The organism is Solibacillus cecembensis (assembly GCF_050272495.1).
GTDB lineage: Bacteria > Bacillota > Bacilli > Bacillales_A > Planococcaceae > Solibacillus > Solibacillus cecembensis.
Genome location: NZ_JBNNMF010000033.1, coordinates 14,378 through 31,208 on the forward strand (window position 1 = coordinate 14,378; position 16,831 = coordinate 31,208).

General features: G+C 37.3%; 14 protein-coding genes and 1 pseudogene. 12 read left to right on the forward strand and 3 right to left on the reverse strand.

All coding sequences use genetic code 11. The features are described 5' to 3' along the window. The first annotated feature begins 1 nt into the window (after nt 1). The 5 genes from efeB (at nt 2) to ACQKIH_RS20515 (ending at nt 5,099) form a co-directional block, all read left to right on the forward strand. Nucleotides 2-1,261, forward strand: a complete 1,260-nt coding sequence (gene efeB, locus ACQKIH_RS20495; RefSeq protein WP_057982839.1) for an iron uptake transporter deferrochelatase/peroxidase subunit — start codon at nt 2-4, stop codon at nt 1,259-1,261. Continuing rightward, nucleotides 1,236-2,957: an FTR1 family iron permease gene (locus ACQKIH_RS20500; RefSeq protein WP_427768537.1), complete on the forward strand. Its 1,722-nt coding sequence runs from the start codon at nt 1,236-1,238 to the stop codon at nt 2,955-2,957. Before efeB ends, ACQKIH_RS20500 begins: the two co-directional genes overlap by 26 nt. A 203-nt stretch (nt 2,958-3,160) precedes the next feature. Then, a complete protein-coding gene (locus ACQKIH_RS20505) occupies nt 3,161-4,018 on the forward strand; it encodes a LysR family transcriptional regulator (protein WP_427768539.1) in 858 nt (285 codons plus the stop codon). Between the two features lie 50 nt (nt 4,019-4,068). Further along, a complete protein-coding gene (locus tag ACQKIH_RS20510; protein ID WP_427768541.1) occupies nt 4,069-4,677 on the forward strand; it encodes a transglutaminase-like domain-containing protein in 609 nt (202 codons plus the stop codon). 41 nt (nt 4,678-4,718) lie between these two features. Next, nucleotides 4,719-5,099, forward strand: coding sequence for a hypothetical protein (locus tag ACQKIH_RS20515; RefSeq protein ID WP_427768543.1), 381 nt, complete (start codon nt 4,719-4,721; stop codon nt 5,097-5,099). 91 nt (nt 5,100-5,190) lie between these two features. Here ACQKIH_RS20515 and ACQKIH_RS20520 read toward each other — a convergent pair whose 3' ends face one another. Both ACQKIH_RS20520 and ACQKIH_RS20525 read right to left on the reverse strand, forming a co-directional pair. Next, nucleotides 5,191-5,949: a methyltransferase domain-containing protein gene (locus ACQKIH_RS20520; protein WP_427768544.1), complete on the reverse strand. Its 759-nt coding sequence runs from the start codon at nt 5,947-5,949 to the stop codon at nt 5,191-5,193. Between the two features lie 199 nt (nt 5,950-6,148). Then, nucleotides 6,149-7,198 (reverse strand): NAD(P)/FAD-dependent oxidoreductase, encoded by a 1,050-nt coding sequence (locus ACQKIH_RS20525; RefSeq protein WP_427768545.1) that lies wholly within the window; start codon nt 7,196-7,198, stop codon nt 6,149-6,151. A gap of 145 nt (nt 7,199-7,343) precedes the next feature. Here ACQKIH_RS20525 and ACQKIH_RS20530 point away from each other — a divergent pair, with 145 nt between their 5' ends. The 7 genes from ACQKIH_RS20530 to ACQKIH_RS20565 all read left to right on the forward strand — a co-directional run bounded on the left by ACQKIH_RS20530 (nt 7,344) and on the right by ACQKIH_RS20565 (nt 15,062). Further along, the gene (locus tag ACQKIH_RS20530) at nt 7,344-8,135 is read left to right on the forward strand and encodes an ABC transporter ATP-binding protein (RefSeq protein ID WP_427768554.1); all 792 of its coding nucleotides are present in this window, start codon (nt 7,344-7,346) and stop codon (nt 8,133-8,135) included. Nucleotides 8,136-8,149: 14 nt separating this feature from the next. Then, entirely contained in the window at nt 8,150-9,064 is a 915-nt protein-coding gene (locus tag ACQKIH_RS20535; RefSeq protein ID WP_427768546.1) for an iron-hydroxamate ABC transporter substrate-binding protein, read from the forward strand. A gap of 23 nt (nt 9,065-9,087) precedes the next feature. Continuing rightward, complete coding sequence (locus tag ACQKIH_RS20540; RefSeq protein ID WP_427768548.1) at nt 9,088-10,089, forward strand: FecCD family ABC transporter permease; 1,002 nt, start codon at nt 9,088-9,090, stop codon at nt 10,087-10,089. Continuing rightward, nucleotides 10,082-11,089, forward strand: a complete 1,008-nt coding sequence (locus ACQKIH_RS20545; RefSeq protein WP_427768550.1) for a FecCD family ABC transporter permease — start codon at nt 10,082-10,084, stop codon at nt 11,087-11,089. The genes ACQKIH_RS20540 and ACQKIH_RS20545 overlap by 8 nt, the downstream gene beginning before the upstream one ends. An 843-nt stretch (nt 11,090-11,932) precedes the next feature. After that, complete coding sequence (locus ACQKIH_RS20555) at nt 11,933-12,310, forward strand: BlaI/MecI/CopY family transcriptional regulator (RefSeq protein ID WP_427768551.1); 378 nt, start codon at nt 11,933-11,935, stop codon at nt 12,308-12,310. Nucleotides 12,311-12,312: 2 nt separating this feature from the next. Continuing rightward, nucleotides 12,313-13,938: a M56 family metallopeptidase gene (locus tag ACQKIH_RS20560; RefSeq protein WP_427768552.1), complete on the forward strand. Its 1,626-nt coding sequence runs from the start codon at nt 12,313-12,315 to the stop codon at nt 13,936-13,938. Between the two features lie 410 nt (nt 13,939-14,348). Then, nucleotides 14,349-15,062, forward strand: a complete 714-nt coding sequence (locus ACQKIH_RS20565) for a polysaccharide deacetylase family protein (protein ID WP_427768556.1) — start codon at nt 14,349-14,351, stop codon at nt 15,060-15,062. A gap of 621 nt (nt 15,063-15,683) precedes the next feature. Here the strand turns inward: ACQKIH_RS20565 and ACQKIH_RS20570 are convergent. Further along, nucleotides 15,684-16,089: pseudogene (locus tag ACQKIH_RS20570) on the reverse strand (IS6 family transposase); the annotation flags it as partial. Between the last annotated feature and the right edge of the window lie 742 nt (nt 16,090-16,831).

Sequence of the window (16,831 nt, forward strand, 5' to 3'; positions counted from 1 at the left end):
AATGACAACGTCAAATGATGAAAAATGGATCAATAAAAAAATCTCTCGCCGTGACATGTTGAAATTTACAGGCATCGGGGCAGTCGGTGTGGCCATCGGTGCTTCTGGTTTCGGTGGCGTTATTAAGGCAATGGGTTATGATGTGTTCGAGTCTGTTGCTGATAGTAAAACTGCATTCAATAAAGTAGATTTTTATGGCAGGCATCAATCTGGTATTATCACACCTGTCCAAACGCATATTTATTTTGCTTCATTAAATGTCTTAGTGTCATCAAAGAAGGATCTACAAGAAGTTTTCAAAAAATGGACTCCACTTATTGTTCGTTTAATGAACGGCGAATTAATGGTAGATTTAACGCCAAATACGAGAGTGCCAACTGGCGATACAGGAGAGGCGGAGGGATTGAATGCTTCGAATCTATCAATTACAGTCGGCGTTGGACCCTCACTTTTCGATAAATTAGGAATAACAAACTTGAAACCAGCTGAGCTTGCCGACTTACCGCACTTCCCTAAAGATCAGCTTCAAGAGGAGTTTACTGGTGGCGATATTTGCATTCAAGCTTGTGCAGATGATCCGCAAGTGGCGTTCCATGCTGTACGTAATTTAGTACGTGCTGCTTCAGGTAAAGTAGAAATTAAGTGGTCGCAAGCGGGTTTTAACTCGTTCCCAGCAGCGGGAGGTACACCACGTAATTTATTTGCTTTTAAGGACGGCACAGTGAATCCAGCAATTACTGATGAAAAAGATTTAAAAGAAGTTGTATGGGTAGATAAAGGCTGGCTAAAGGGTGGCTCTTATTTAGTCGCTCGCAAAATTCAAATGCACTTGGAAACATGGGATCGTACATCTCTAAAAGACCAAGAAGCAACTTTTGGTCGTTATCGTGATAGTGGTGCGGCATTTGGTAAAACGAAGGAATTTGATGATTTTGATGTCGATGCAAAAGACGAAAAAGGGGCGTATATTATGCCGGATACGTCACATGTACACCTAGCGCGGAAATCGAATGCTCGTATGCTACGTCGTTCGTATTCTTATGCATCTGGCGTGATGACAAATACCGGAGCACATGATGCAGGGCTGTTATTTGTATCATTCCAAAAAAATCCAGATCAATTTACGACCGTGCAAAACAGTTTAGGCCGTATGGATAAAATGAATGAATATATTACTCATCGAGGCAGTGCGGTGTTTGCTTGCTTCCCTGGAGTACAAAAGGGGAGTTATTTAGGTGAAGCACTTTTTAACGCGCTTTAGTTTTATTGTATGTTTACTATTAGCACTAGTAGCTGTGCCAGTACAAGCAGCGCAATCCTACAGTCACTTGTACATATCTATTAGCGATGCACTCATGAATACGAAACAAGACAATGCAGTGGAGGCTGAGTTAGCACTGGAGAAGTTTGCGGCTGATTGGGCTTTAGTAACATCAAAGGAAACCAAAACGAAAGAAAAAGTTGATGAAGTTTTAGAACAAGCCATGGATGCAAAATCTAAGGAAGCGCGTTTAACAGCGTTATCGGCATTATCTAATGCACTGCGAACTTTAGAAAAGCTTGAAAATCCAATTGATGAAGCGGCACAACGCGCAGAATTTAAAACGAAATTTAAGCCTGTCATGATAGAATTTGAACAAGCATTAGCAAGTGGTAACGTGGAAGTCATTGACGCTGCCTATAAAGATTTTAATATTAAGTGGAATAAACTTGAACGTCCTGTCCGCGAGCAAAGTATACCAATGTACGGACAAATTGAAACACAAATGGCTTTCCTACGCATTACGATTTCAGCGGAAAAGCCGGATTTAGTGTTGATGCGAGAACAATATAATAAAGTAAAGCAAACAATTGAGGAGTTCGTTGCTGGTGAAGAAACAGCGGAAGTCGTTGAGGGTGATTATTCTTTAGCGACTTTAATTACTTATATTGATGAGGCTAATGCTTTAATTGATGCAGGTGATTACAAAGCTGCCTCTGATAAAATACGTGAATTTATCACGATTTGGCCAAGGGTCGAGCTTGAAATATCGACGCGTAATAATAGTCTCTATACGAAAATTGAAAGTGATATGCCGATACTTGTGAGTGGCTTATTGAAGTCGGATGTTGACGCAAAAGGTATGCGAGATAAGTTAAATAACTTCCGCACAGAAATTGAGCTGATTCAAGGGGATAGTGATTATACGTTTTGGGACTCAGCGCTTATTTTACTGCGTGAAGGCTTAGAGGCTTTACTCATTATTTTGGCGTTAGTGTCATTTTTAGAGATGGCGGGTCAAAAACAAATGCGCAAGTGGATTTATGTCGGTGCGGTTGCTGGTATTTTCCTATCTGCGGTAGCGGCAGTGTTAATGTCGACAATTTTCAATTCTGCCACAATTGATACGAACCGTGAAGTCATGGAAGGTTACGTTGGTCTACTTGCCGCGGCGATGATGATTGGCGTCGGCGTTTGGCTCCATAGTAAATCGAGTGTAGCAAGCTGGAATCGTTATATTTCAAAACGAATGGGCACAGCGATTTCTAGTGGCTCGGTATTAGCAATGGCATCTGTCAGCTTCTTATCCGTTTTCCGTGAAGGGGCAGAAACGTTAGTGTTCTACGCAGGAATTGCGCCAAAAATGGAAACATCCCAATTTGTATTGGGGATTGTTATCGCATTTGTGATTTTGTCTGTATTTGCAGTTATGCTATTTAAAGCAAGCGGTAAAATTCCGATACATAAATTCTTTGCTGTCGCAACAGTATTAATTTATGTGTTGGCATTCAAAATTATTGGCGTCAGCTTGCATACATTGCAACTGACTAGTAAAATTCCTACTAATATTGTGGATGGTTTGCCAGTTGTCAGCCTAATAGGATTCTATCCGACAATGGAAACGATGATTGGACAGGCGATTTTATTAATTTTAGTTGTCATAACGATTTTATATAAGAAGAAACAAGAGAAATAGTAGGGGGGCTGTGGCATTATGCTGCAGCCTTTTTGTGGCACAATAATTAATAGGTTCTTTCCAAATGCTGGATCGTTTTTTTAGGGACCTTTCAATCGCCTTTCAAAATTATAAATGGCATTAAAGATAAATCAACGAATAAAAAGGTTTTAATATATTGGTATATTTAGTTATAATATATTAAAACTGGGAGAGGTGCGCATATGGAAACAGAATGGTTGAGAACTTTCATCGTGGCAGCAAAAACAGAAAACTTTCGTGAAACGGCAGAAAAATGTTTTATGATGCAATCAACCGTGACGAAACATATTCAGCATCTTGAAAAAGAATTACAAGTCCCGCTTTTTGATCGCAATAATAAGCACGTAAAATTAAATCATGTCGGTGCGCATTTTTTACAACATGCGGAACAAATTGTGGCAACTTTTGATGAAGCATTAAACAGCACTGCAGCGTTTGTTAATGGATTTACTTCGCAATTAACAATCGGCGTTGCGCCACAAATTGCGAATTCCACATTGCCAGCAATTATCGAGAAATTCCAACAACAAAAACCATCGATTCAACTGTCACTCGAACTCTTAAAATCCAATGAAATTGGGGAGGCAGTTTATGCTGGGCAAGTAGACATCGGATTATCGAAATTAACATCGACACGCGACTTACAAACAGATATTCTTGCACAAGAACCACTTCAACTAATCGTACCAATGTCTAAAAAGAATACCGATGCCCTAACATTATTGCAGCAAGAAACGATTTTAACCCATGAATTTGCGCCGTATTGGCAAGATGTGCAACAAGTTCTTCAGCAATTTCCAAGCTATAAAAGCATGCATCTCAATCAAACGGAATTGATTAAAAACTTTGTGAAACAAGGCTTAGGCATCGCATTTTTGCCGAAGAGTGTGATTGGTGAAGCCGATCAGCAGCAGATGCTCCATAGTTACTCAGTAAAGGAATTTCAGCATATAGTATCCATGACCTATTTTTTAACGAAATTTAGGACAGCGGATATTGAGGCATTTTTAGCGGTTTGTCGGACTATTTATAAAAAATGAAGCATTTATGATTATACATAATAAATGTAATTTCATGAGAGGTGAAACAAATGACATACGTCTTGGAGTCAAACGATTTATGTGATTATCTTTTAGAAACAGAGGAAGTAAATTTTACACACTCAATGATTCAACATAAAATAACAGAGCTCTTTCAAACAGATTTAAACGAAAATCAAAAGATTGATATTGCTTTTAAATTTGTCCGCGATCAAATTCCACATTCATGGGATATACAAAGTGGCGTTGTGACAAGAACCGCGTCAGAAGTGTTAGAGAATCAAACAGGGATTTGTTATGCTAAGTCCAATTTATTAGCCGCTTTACTTAGAGGGATAGGAATTCCATGTGGCTTTTGTTATCAAAGATTAATGATTTTTGATACACCTGAAAAAGGCTATTCTTTGCATGCTTTTAACGGTGTTTATATTGAGTCTTTACGTAAATGGATTCGCATCGATGCGAGAGGAAATAAAGCAGGTGTTCAAGCAGAGTTTTCTTTAGAGGAAGAAAAATTGGCATTCCATGTAAATGCGGAAATGAATGAACAAGATTATCCAACTATTTTTAAGAATCCTAATGAAAAGACAATGGAAACGTTGAGAAGAAATCGAAATGCTGTTGAAATGTATAAATATTCATTACCGGATGCGTTGTAAGTTTCTAAAAACTAATTGTGAGGGGAAAAGAGGGTGGGCGCTTGAAAAAGTTAATGAGCCTCTTAATCATGGCGGTCTTAATCATGACGGCTTGTAATTCAGAATTAGCTATTACTGAACTAAACTCTGTACCAAAACGTGTAAATGAAATAATTGAAGTTCTTGGATCGAATGATTATGTACAAATGATTAACGATAGTAATAAAGACATTTCGTATATCATTATTAATACGGGGGGCACAGTTACGGTTAGTGTTGAAAGTAGGGATGATACTATTTTAATCAACATTGATGAAGTAGAAAATGAAAATAAAGACAAGCAGAAGCATATATATAAATTAACAAAAGATCGAGATTATGAAATGATAGGATTGTATAAAAATGGCGAGGAAATTCCATTTGATACAGTCACAGGTTTTTAAACAATTGATACCGTTTATGAAATATTTGATACAAGAACGAAAAAATAGAGTTGGCCTCAATAGGTGCAACTCTATTTTAGTTGAAGAGATATTAATTTTTCGTCGCAACAAAACGTAAACGGCAGTAATCAGCTATCCATTCGTCATTTTGATAGTAGGCAGGCTTTAATAATTCTTCGCATTTCGCATACACTTGCTCTTTTTCAAAATCAGTTAAATGTTGCAGGATGTTGTGACTAAACATCTTTAGCCAATTTCGTAGGCCATCTTCGCCTTGAAGTGGTGTTGGACGCTCATATAAGGTAATCATTTCTACCGTAAAGCCAGCTGTTTCTAAAATCGTTTCATATTCTGCAACTGTTGGAAAATACCACGGGAAATAATCTTCATTGTACGCATAATTTAATGTAGCCATACTCTGCTTTATGGCGCCTACAATGGAAGCAATATTACCGTGACCGCCCATTTCTGCGACAAAGCGGCCACTTGGTTTTAATGCATTGTAAATATTTTGGATGACCTTATTTTGTTGTTTCATCCAGTGAAGGGCTGCATTTGAAAAAACGGCATCAAATTGATTCGTAAATTGCATAGCTGCAGCATCTATTGTGCTAAATTCAATCGTTGGATATTTTTGCTGTGCCGCCCGAATCATATCCTGTGAGGCATCAGTTCCTTGCACAATGGCTCCATGAGAAGCGATTTCCTGTGCTAAATCTCCTGTACCACAGCCAACATCTAAAATCCATTCATTTTCCTGAGGGGCAAGGACTTTCACTAAACTTTCCCCAAACTTTGAAACGAAATCATGCTTTTGATCATATAAACTCGCATTCCATTTTGTTTTCATCTTATCGTCATCTCCTTTTTTAAAGCATAACAAAGAGCATGTATCCGCGAAAATTCCGAAAAACGAGTGTTTTGATTCCGAATTGGAATATGGTTGGGGGGAGGTGGATAGAAATCAAAAACTAACGGATAGAGGCAAATAAAAGATACAAAAACAGGTGTAGAAGCATTTTTCTACACCTGTTTTTCTTAGCAACCTATTAAATAGATGAATGAAGTTCTTTCTCATGAATAGCGCGGTTCTTTTCTTTGAACGCTTCGTTATGTGAAGAAACCATGGCACTGCGAGATGCTGTTGGTTCTAAGTATGTTTTAACCGAATTGACGGCATTCGCTGCATCTTGGAAAGTCCCTAACAGAAGATTAATTTTACCTTCAAAAGATAAAATGTCACCCGCCGCAAATATACCTGGTTGTGCAGTTTCTCCAGTCGCTTTTCCTTCAAAATAATAATTATCTTTTTTAGAAATCGTAATAGATGGTTCAAATTCTAATGAAGCCTCGCTATTATAGCCGTGACTGACAATAACCTCGTCGATAGGGCGTGTATAGCTATCTTTTGTTATAGCATTTTCACAAGTTACGAATTGTATCGCTGTTTGATCTGCATTTGCAATCAGCTTCGTAATAGATGTATGACATTTGATTGTTACACCAGCATCCACAGCTTCTTTTATAGTTGCTTCATGAGCAGAAAGGTTTTCGTTGCGATAGACAACCGTTACACTTTTTGCAATTGCGGATAGCTCTACTGCCCAGTCAAGTGCCGCATTCCCACCACCAGAAATGATAATGTCTTTGCCAGAAAAACGCTTGAAGGACTGTACTGTATAATGCAAATTCGTCATTTCGTACTTCTCTGCACCTTCTAATGTCAGTTTTTGAGGGTTAATAATACCACCGCCAACTGCTAAAATAATTGTTTTAGAATAATGAATATCACCTTGTGCAGTATGTAAAACAAATAGCTCATTTTCACGTTCGATAAAATCTACTTTTGTTCCCATTAAAATGGTTGGATCAAAGGTTTTTGCTTGAGTGATTAATTGCTTTACAAATTGCTCGCCCGATATTGGAGGATGACCACCAATATCCCAAATTAATTTTTCTGGATAAAGTAATACCTTCCCACCAAGTGAATCTTGACTCTCAATCAGCATCGTTTTCAAGCCACGTAAACCACTATAGAAGGCACTGTATAGTCCAGCAGGCCCACCGCCAATAATTGTTACATCGTAAACATTTTGCATTTTTTATCCACACCCTTAAAAAATAATAAAAAAATATTGACAAATAATTAATTGATAACTAGACTAACGTTAGTGATAATGATTATCAGTATCGTTTTGTGAAGTTATCATATCATTTATACATATAAAAAGAAAGTGAGGATATATATTGCGTTTACAAATAGAATCGATTCGTGTTGGTTACGACGATAAAACCATTGTGCACGATTTATCGCTCCAAATTCCAGACGGGAAAATCACAACAATTATTGGTTCGAATGGCTGTGGGAAATCCACATTATTAAAAGCGATTACGAGAATTTTGAAGCATGAGCGCGGACAGGTTATTTTGGATGGTCAAAATATTTCAGAGTTGAAAACAAAGGAATTAGCAAAAAAACTTGCGATTTTGCCGCAAACTCCGGAAAGTGCACATGGTTTAACGGTTGAAGAACTCGTATCCTATGGTCGATTTCCATATCAAAAGGGCTTTGGTAATTTATCGCAAAAGGATAAGGATGTCATTAACTGGGCATTACATGTAACAAAAACGGATGAGTATCGGGCGCAAACAGTCGATGCATTATCGGGTGGTCAGCGTCAGCGCGTATGGATTGCGATGGCACTAGCTCAGGAAACTGACATTATCTTTTTAGATGAGCCAACGACCTATTTGGATATGGCGCATCAATTAGAAGTGTTAGAATTACTGCGTGAGCTCAATGAAAAGGAAGGGCGCACAATTGTTATGGTGCTCCATGATTTAAATCAGGCAGCTCGTTTTTCAGATTACATTGTGGCGCTTTCCAAAGGGCATCTTGTGAAATTTGGTACCGCAGAGGAAGTGATTGTGCCAGAAGTGTTACAGGAAGTGTTTCATATTGATGCAGTAATCGGTAAGGATCCACGAACAAATAAGCCAATGTGTATTACATATAACTTATTACAAACAACTTAAAGGGGATATTTAAAATGAAAAAATGGCTTTTACCAATGTTTATGATGGTCGTATTAGTACTTGCAGCATGCGGAAATAGCGAAAAAAGTGAAGAAAAAACAGGAAAAGAGCCTTCAGCTGAAACGATTACGTACCAATCTGAAACAGGCCCAATTGAAGTACCTGTAAATCCACAACGTGTTGTTGTCTTGTCTTCATATGTGGGGGATTTAATGAAGCTTGGTGTGAATATGGTTGGGGTGGATTCTTGGTCTGCCAATAACTCGAATTTTGCAGAGGGAATTAAAAATGCTGAAATCGTAGCGAATACAGATATCGAAAAAATTCTAGAGTTGAATCCAGATTTAATCATTGGTTTAAACAATATCGAAAATGCGGATAAACTAGCTGAAATCGCACCAACTGTATTATTTACGTATGGTAAAAATGATTACTTACAACAACATATAGAAATCGGTAAAGTAGTGAACAAAGAAGCTGAAGCAACAGCATGGGTAAAAGATTTCAAAGTACGTGCAGCTGATTTAGGCACAAAGATTAAAGCAAAAATCGGTGAGGATGCGACAGTTACTGTTGTGGAAAACTACGAAAAACAATTTTATTTATTCGGAGATAACTGGGGCCGAGGAACAGAAATTTTATATCAAGAAATGGGCTTAAAAATGCCTGAAAAAGTTACAGAAGTTGCATTAGAGCCAGGTTACTTTGCCATTTCACAAGAAGTGTTAGGAGAGTATACAGGTGACTACATTATTTTAAGCTTATCAAAAGAACAAGATTCTGCTTTCTTAAATGCTGATTGGTATAACGAAATCGAAGCGGTAAAAAATGGTCAATTATTCGAAGTAGATTCAAAAGAATTTTATTTCAATGATGCAATGACATTAGATTATCAACTAGATTTCTTTGAAGAAAAGTTTTTAAAATAAGCGAGTAAAAGGAAGCAAAAGCAATGGCAAAATTTAGACGTTTCCCATTTTGGCTTCAAGTATTATTAGTATTCGTCTTATTAGTTGGTACTGCTAGTGTTTCGCTCTGCTTTGGCGCAGCAAACACGTCAATGAAAGATGTCTACGAAGCAATATTTGGACAAAGTGGTGGAAAGCATTATTCAATATTACGTGAAATTCGATTTCCACGTGTTATCGCGGCAATTTTTGTTGGTAGTGCATTAGCGGTAGCGGGGGCTATTATGCAAGGGGTAACGAGAAATCCGTTAGCTGATCCAGGACTTCTTGGGCTTACGGCAGGTGCGAATGCGGCACTTGCCCTCACGCTAGCTTTTGTGCCAAATACTTCATATATTCTGCTCATTTTTGCATGCTTCATTGGTGCGGGTATAGGGATGATGATTGTATTTGGCATTGGTGCATCGACAAAGAGCGGTTTTTCCCCATTGAAATTAGTTTTAGCGGGGGCAGCCGTTTCTGCTCTGTTACAAGCAATTGCTGATGGTACGGGTATTTTATTTAATATTTCTAAAGATGTTTCAATGTGGACGAGTGGCGGCTTAATTGGAACAACATGGTTTGCACTTATTGTTGTACCAATTATTATAGTTGGTTTAATAGTGGCCTTTATTTTTAGCCGCCAGTTAACAATTTTAAGTTTAAATGAAGAAGTAGCAGTAGGACTAGGTCAAAATACGACGGTTATTAAAATGATTATGATGGTAGTAGTTGTTGTATTGGCAGGCGCTGCTGTGGCACTTGTTGGGAACCTAGCATTTGTCGGCTTAATGGTGCCACATATTGTGCGTGCTTTTGTTGGAACGGATTATCGTTTTGTATTGCCAATGAGTGCCCTTGTTGGTGGTTGGTTTATGCTGATGGCTGATTTTGTTGGTCGTATGATACATGCACCGTTCGAAACGCCGGTTGTAGCCATTATTTCGATTATTGGCCTTCCATTCTTCTTACTGTTAGTACGTAAGGGAGGTCGTCAATTTGCTTAATGGAAAGCGGAAAAAACAACGGAAATGGCTCGCTTTTTGGATAGTAATAACGTTGGCTGTTTTCGTATTAGGAATTTCACTAGGTGCAGCATCTGTCTCAATTGACCGCATCCTTCCAATCTTGCTCGGAGATGGTAGTTTTAAAGAAGACTTCGTGCTGTTTTCGATACGTTTACCTCGATTATTTGTATTAGCGGCGGCTGGGATGGCATTAGCGCTGGCTGGTGCTGTATTGCAAGGCGTAACACGTAATGACTTAGCCGATCCAGGTATTATTGGAATTAATGCGGGTGCTGGTGTCGGAATTACTTTGTTTTACTTATTTGTAAAAGGAGATTTACCGCATTTTGCATATGTTTTACCTGTCATCGGCTTTATTAGTGCGATGTTAACGGCATTATGCATTTACTTCTTTTCGTATAAGAAAAATCAAGGCGTACAGCCTGTGCAGCTTATTTTGATTGGTGTGGGGGTCGCTTCTGCATTATCGGGTTTGATGATGATCCTAATATCTTCTGCCGAGCGGAGTGATGTGCAGTTTATCGCACAGTGGCTTGCGGGGAGTGTATGGGGCACGGATTGGCCGTTCTTATGGGCATTGTTGCCATGGCTAGTTATTGGAATACCATTTATTTTCTATAAGGCGAATGTTTTGAATGTGTTAGCTATGTCCGAACAAACGGCGATTGGTTTGGGGATGAATATTCACCGTGAACGCCTCCAATTATTAGTAGTAGCTGTGGCACTTGCTGCGGCGGCGGTATCTGTAACCGGTGGAATAGCCTTTATCGGTTTAATGGCACCACATATTGCAAAGCAGTTAGTAGGCCCGCGCTATCAATTCTTTTTACCTTTAACACTATTTATCGGTGCGAGTTTATTAATGCTTGCTGATACGATTGGTAGAGTCGTCATTTCAACGGCGACGGTACCAGCTGGAATCATCGTAGCATGTATCGGCGCACCTTACTTTTTATATTTATTACGCAAAAATGGGTGAATGGATTTTTTTATTACAGGCAAGAAACCATACTAAAAATTAATATTTTAACCATAAAATACAGTCTTTATAAACATAAAAGGCTGTATTTTTTATTGTCCTAAAATATTTTTACAGGAAGACTAAATACCAAATATATAAAATAATATAATACTAATTCAAGGTATATGCGGATTTACAATGATAAGAAATACAAGTCCCCTAACGAGGATTTGGTAACTTTAAATTCAACACAATAAATTAACTAAAGTTGATTTCTGATAAAATATAGTGAAAGGACCAGTTGATATATCACCAATTATAGATAGAGGGGTGAACATGTATTTATGAAAAAAACTCTAGGAATTATGATTGTATTTATTTGGTTAACTCTATTTTTTTATTTTTTTAATTCCTTAAAATATTTTATATTCACTGATTGCTTTTCTAATTGTTTTTATTACAACTTTTTATATTTTGAAGAAGTCTGGATTTAATATATAAAGGTTAAAAATTATAAATAAAAAATATCTAGTTGATTTACAATAAACCTTCCCAAACATGAAGTGACCCCTAAAAGTTAGACATATTTAGTTAAGCAACTTCTAAGATCTGAGTTCGGTATTCGACCGAGCTTAGGTCTTTCAATTTTTCCTTCATTCGTTTGTGATTGTACAGGCATCTTCCAATTGAAGATGCCTTGTTAACGTATTAAAGTGCGGTTATTTAATGATTAAGGCACTGATTTTAAAACACGCAGAAAATGAAAACAAATATTTTATAATCTAGGATTGACTTTTCATTCTACAAGTGTAGAATGAAAACGTAAACGTTCTACACTTGTAGAACGAAAGGAGGGACACGATGAAAAGATTGCCAGATTCGGAGTTGGAAATCATGTTAATTATTTGGGAGGCAAATGAAGGGGTAACGCGCAGCTATATCCAAGAGCATCTTGAAGGATCTAAAATCCTTGCACCTACTACCATTCTTTCATTTCTATCAAGATTAACAACAAAAGGGTTTTTGAGGATTGAAAAAGTAGGAAAAACCAATCTTTACTATCACCTTGTCAGTCAAGAAGACTATGCAAATAAGGAAAGTAAGAAGATTTTGGAGAGATTCTTTGGAAATTCCGTGAAGGATTTTGTGGTTCAATTGAATGATAGTAAGGCTGTAGATGAAGAGGGAATCCAAGAATTAAAAGAGTTTTTAGATAGCCTATCCACGGAGACTAAATAACAATGATTCAAAAAATGTTTATGAATATGTTGGAGATATCCATAATTGTCTCAGTCATCATTTTAGCCGTTTGCTTATTATCACCTATTTTAGATAAGAAATATATTGCTAAATGGAAATATGTTGTATGGCTCGGATTAACAGTTCGTCTACTAGTTCCGATACCGATTACATTTCCAAATGCTCCTATACAAATTAACCCTGCACAAGTCATGCAAGAGTCCAGTAACTGGCAAGTGAATTTATTCTCAAACCAGCAAATGATTGAGGAGTTACATAAACAACCAGAAATAGGAAGTGTAATTGAAAAACAAGTTAGTTTCTTATCAGATCTATCCGTGCTCAACGTAGCGGTTGGAATTTGGCTAGTTGGAACAGTTGTATTTTCTATGTACCACTTATTTGGCTATTTTAATTTCACGAGAAATAGCAAACGGTGGTCATTGGCACGGACTGCAGAACAAGAAAAATTGTTTGCCCAAGTAAAGGCTGATATGGGTATTCGGAGAAATGTCTCATTACGCCGTTCAAAGATCGTGAAAAGTCCTATGATGTACGGGATTATTCATCCAACAGTGATTATCCCGCATACTGAGTACTCGGAAACGGATTTACACTTAATTTTAAAGCACGAATTGACACACTATAAACGACACGATATTGAATTGAAATTCGTATTGTTTTTAGTAAGGTCGTTCTATTGGTTTAATCCATTTGTCCACCTTATGTCAAAGAAATTTAATGAGACCATTGAGCTGATATGTGATGAGTATGTAATAAGTGGAAAAGATAGTAGTTATAAAAAACGATATATGGAAACCATTTTGCATTCAGTTGAGCAACAAACAGGTAAATCGAGCATCCTTACTTCAAATTATAATGGAGGATTAAAAGTCGTGAAAAAAAGATTTCAGAACATCTTACTTAATGGAAATAAAAAGAAAGGCATTTTTTCATTGGCAGCATTCACAATTGTTTGTGTAGTATCAAGTTCACTCGTAGTATTCAGTGCTAGTGCAGGCGAAGCGGATGCGAAAAAAGTGGTTGAAGAAACTCAAACACCCCCTCATAAAGAAGATATATACTCGGTACAGGGGGAAGTTGGTAAACAAGTGCCATCAGAAAAAATTGTCGGTTTCCAGGCTGAATCAGAGCGGAATTCGAAGTTAGAAAAAATAATTATAGCTCACTTTGAAATTCCATTGAAAGACTTAGAAACAACGAAATACTACTATAATTACGTTGATTTAAATGGGGATGGGAAAGACGAAATTTTTACTGTTGTAATGGGACCATATACAAGTGGATCTGGCGGAAGTACTGCACTACTTGTAACAGAAACGGATAGTGGTGAACTGCGAGTGAACCAAGCACTAACGCTCATTCAAACTCCAGTCGTTATAAGTGATAACGTCACAAACGGATACAAGGAAATCGTAGTGATGAATAGCGGTGGGGGAGCAGAAGGACACTTTGTCAAGCTCACTGCAGACGAAGAAAAGTACAACAGTGTAAATGATGGTACGCCGATCGAGGGGTTAAAAGGCATTTCTGGAATGGCAATCATTAACAATGATATCGTGAAAGATATGGAAGAAGGCAAGGCGTTGTACCTGCAAGAAAAGTAACTAGATTGGTGAATTTCATAATTCTCTGCTTATTACACGGGAGGGTCACAATTGAACTCCCTTTGATTATTTTGAGTAATGCATTAGTAAGTGTTGCATAACTTCACTAACTATTCTCTATCAGCAGCAGATATCTGAAACTGTCTGCTGCCTTTATTCTAACTGATGGTCACATTTTGCTTACATAACAACACTCCAATACTCGACGGGTTCATACAACATGACAGGAGGATTATTTCCACATGAATACACCAAGATTTAAAACTCATAAAAAAAGAAAAAGATTAAAAATGCGCTATTTAGTCATTCTGTTCGTCTTTCTCTTTGTTGCCGGATTTTTTGTTGGAAAAACATATTCAACTTCTGTATCCCCAATTGTGCCAAAATCAACTGAAAATGATGATGTTCCCATTCCTAAACATGAGGTACCAATTGCTATAGAGCCTGTTAAAAAAGATGCTGTTGTAGAAGAACCGATTACGAAAGAAACCATTGCCGAAGTGAAATCGGAAGGAAAGGTAGTCTATTTAACATTTGATGATGGTCCAAGTGAGTTAACTGGTCAATTTCTTGATGTCTTGAGTGAACATGATGTATTGGCCACTTTCTTTATGCAGGGAAGCAATTTAAAGAAAGAACACCTTCAAGAAAATGTGAAACGTGCTGTAAGAGAAGGGCATTACGTTGGTGGACATAGCATGACGCATAATTTCAAAACCTTATATAGCAACAATCAATTCGTCCCCGAGATGAAAGAAACACTTGCTTTGATCCATGAAATTACAGGTACGAATCCGCATTTAGTACGCCCTCCTTATGGATCAGCGCCAGGTTTGAAAAACGAGGAAATTCGACATCAACTGGCAGAAGGTGGGATAAAAATTTGGGATTGGACCATCGATTCGAATGACTGGAGGCTACGGGGAAATCCCGCTCAAATTATCGAGAACATAAAGCGTGGTACAAATAAGGACCGTGAAATTGTACTGATGCATGAAAAACGACAAACGTTGGAGGCACTGCCAGAAATCATTCAATTCTACAGGGAACAAGGATTCGAATTCGCCGTCTATGACGATGCACATCACTTTGTTCTCAATTTCCAGAACGATGTCGACCTTTAAAGCTTTATTGGTTAACCTATAATGATTGGACGTTCTACTAAAAAAACAGAAGTCCACGAATGGAAGCCACTGAAAAAGTCCATTCAAATCAGATTATAATGTTGATTTACGCTTCAGTCGGACGCTTTCTTACCTCGAGTTAAGGAGTTTTTTATCTTGTGCGTTTAAAACACTGTTTACTTTATTAACAACACTGCAAAATGGAAATTTAACAAGGTATAACGAAATAATAACAACCATAATAATGCTGAATGTCTTTATCCAACCCTGTAAATGCCACTTATCATTAATTATAAAATTGGTTAGTTGAATTAGTCCAAATGCAATACCTACTGATAAAATAAATGAAAGTGCTATTAATATATTTTACAGCATTGATAGCCTTTCTATCTTTTTCAGCTTCTTAATATTGCCCTCATAAATCGAATAAGTAAAATAAGCAACTGGAAGGAATAACAAATACCAATTTGAATATCCAAACACAACCCACGAAGAACCCATTCCTAAAAGCAAAATCAATCCGATTTATTTAAATAGTCTTTTGTTCATTTAGCTATCACTCCATTAGAATTACGTTATGCCATAAAGTGGACCTTATATATAATAAGGGTACCGGTTCAGATTCTTATCGACTGTGATGACACGAGGCTTACAAACATAATTAGACTGCAAAGCTTTCTTGAAAAGTGATTTGCAACCTGTTGATCACTTGTTTTACTAAGTTGAAATTCAATTGTGTTTCTTTTTGAATCGACTGCACGATACAGATACATCCATTGTCCCTTTACTTTTTTGATGTATGCTTCATCGACTCTCCAGGAATCACTTGTTGGCTTAAGATTCGGTCGTATTCTTGTATCTAATTCTGGTCCATATTGATGAACCCAACGTATAATTGTTGTATGGGTCATTAACAAGCCCGTTCTTCCATCATTTCCAACAGATTACGAAAACTAAGGTACCTTCTCACTGTTAATAAAATAATCTCTGGCTGAAAATGTTTCCACTTAGTAGAAATTGGAATAATGCCAAATGATTTTTATCCGCCAATGGTTGATAGATTCGTAGATACCGTTGAAAGAAAAAACCTTATGAGAAGGCAAAAGGCCCCCCATGTTTCGATATTATTCTTCCACTAGCTGTTTGTTGTGGGGAGTATGCAATTGATGAAAAACGTTTAGAGAAATATTTCGGAAAGTATAGTAAATAAATTTAGATTGGGAGAAAAGGAGAAGTGCTATGAATCGGATTTATTTTAAAGACAACGCGTGACCTAGTGGACATGACATTAAGTTGTTTGAATGGCTCGCTAGGTTGAATCCTTACAGTTGAATTTGTTTCGACTTGCATTTGAAATCGTAGGAATAATATGAAGAAGACGCAGAGGATATTGAGGAGGTCGACATACCTGAAGATACACACAGTTGACTTCATAAAGGTGTATAGAATAACTACCTTCAAGCGATACTCCACATATTGGGGAATAGATTTATATAATAACAAAACAACGACATTTCATGTAGAAACGTCGTTGTTTTGACGACAGCGCTTTCGGAATTTATTTATTGGTTCATGACGCTGTCGCTGGCTCTTTGTACTTCACATTATACTTTATCATGATTCTTAACATCATTAATTGCATTATCAATATTTTTGTCATCTAATCTTCTAAACGTAAGCCCGTAATCAAATAACGCATATAAAACGCCAGGCACCTCCGGTACGATAGACGTATCATTCAAAGGAGGTGCCATTCTTATGCTAACAAA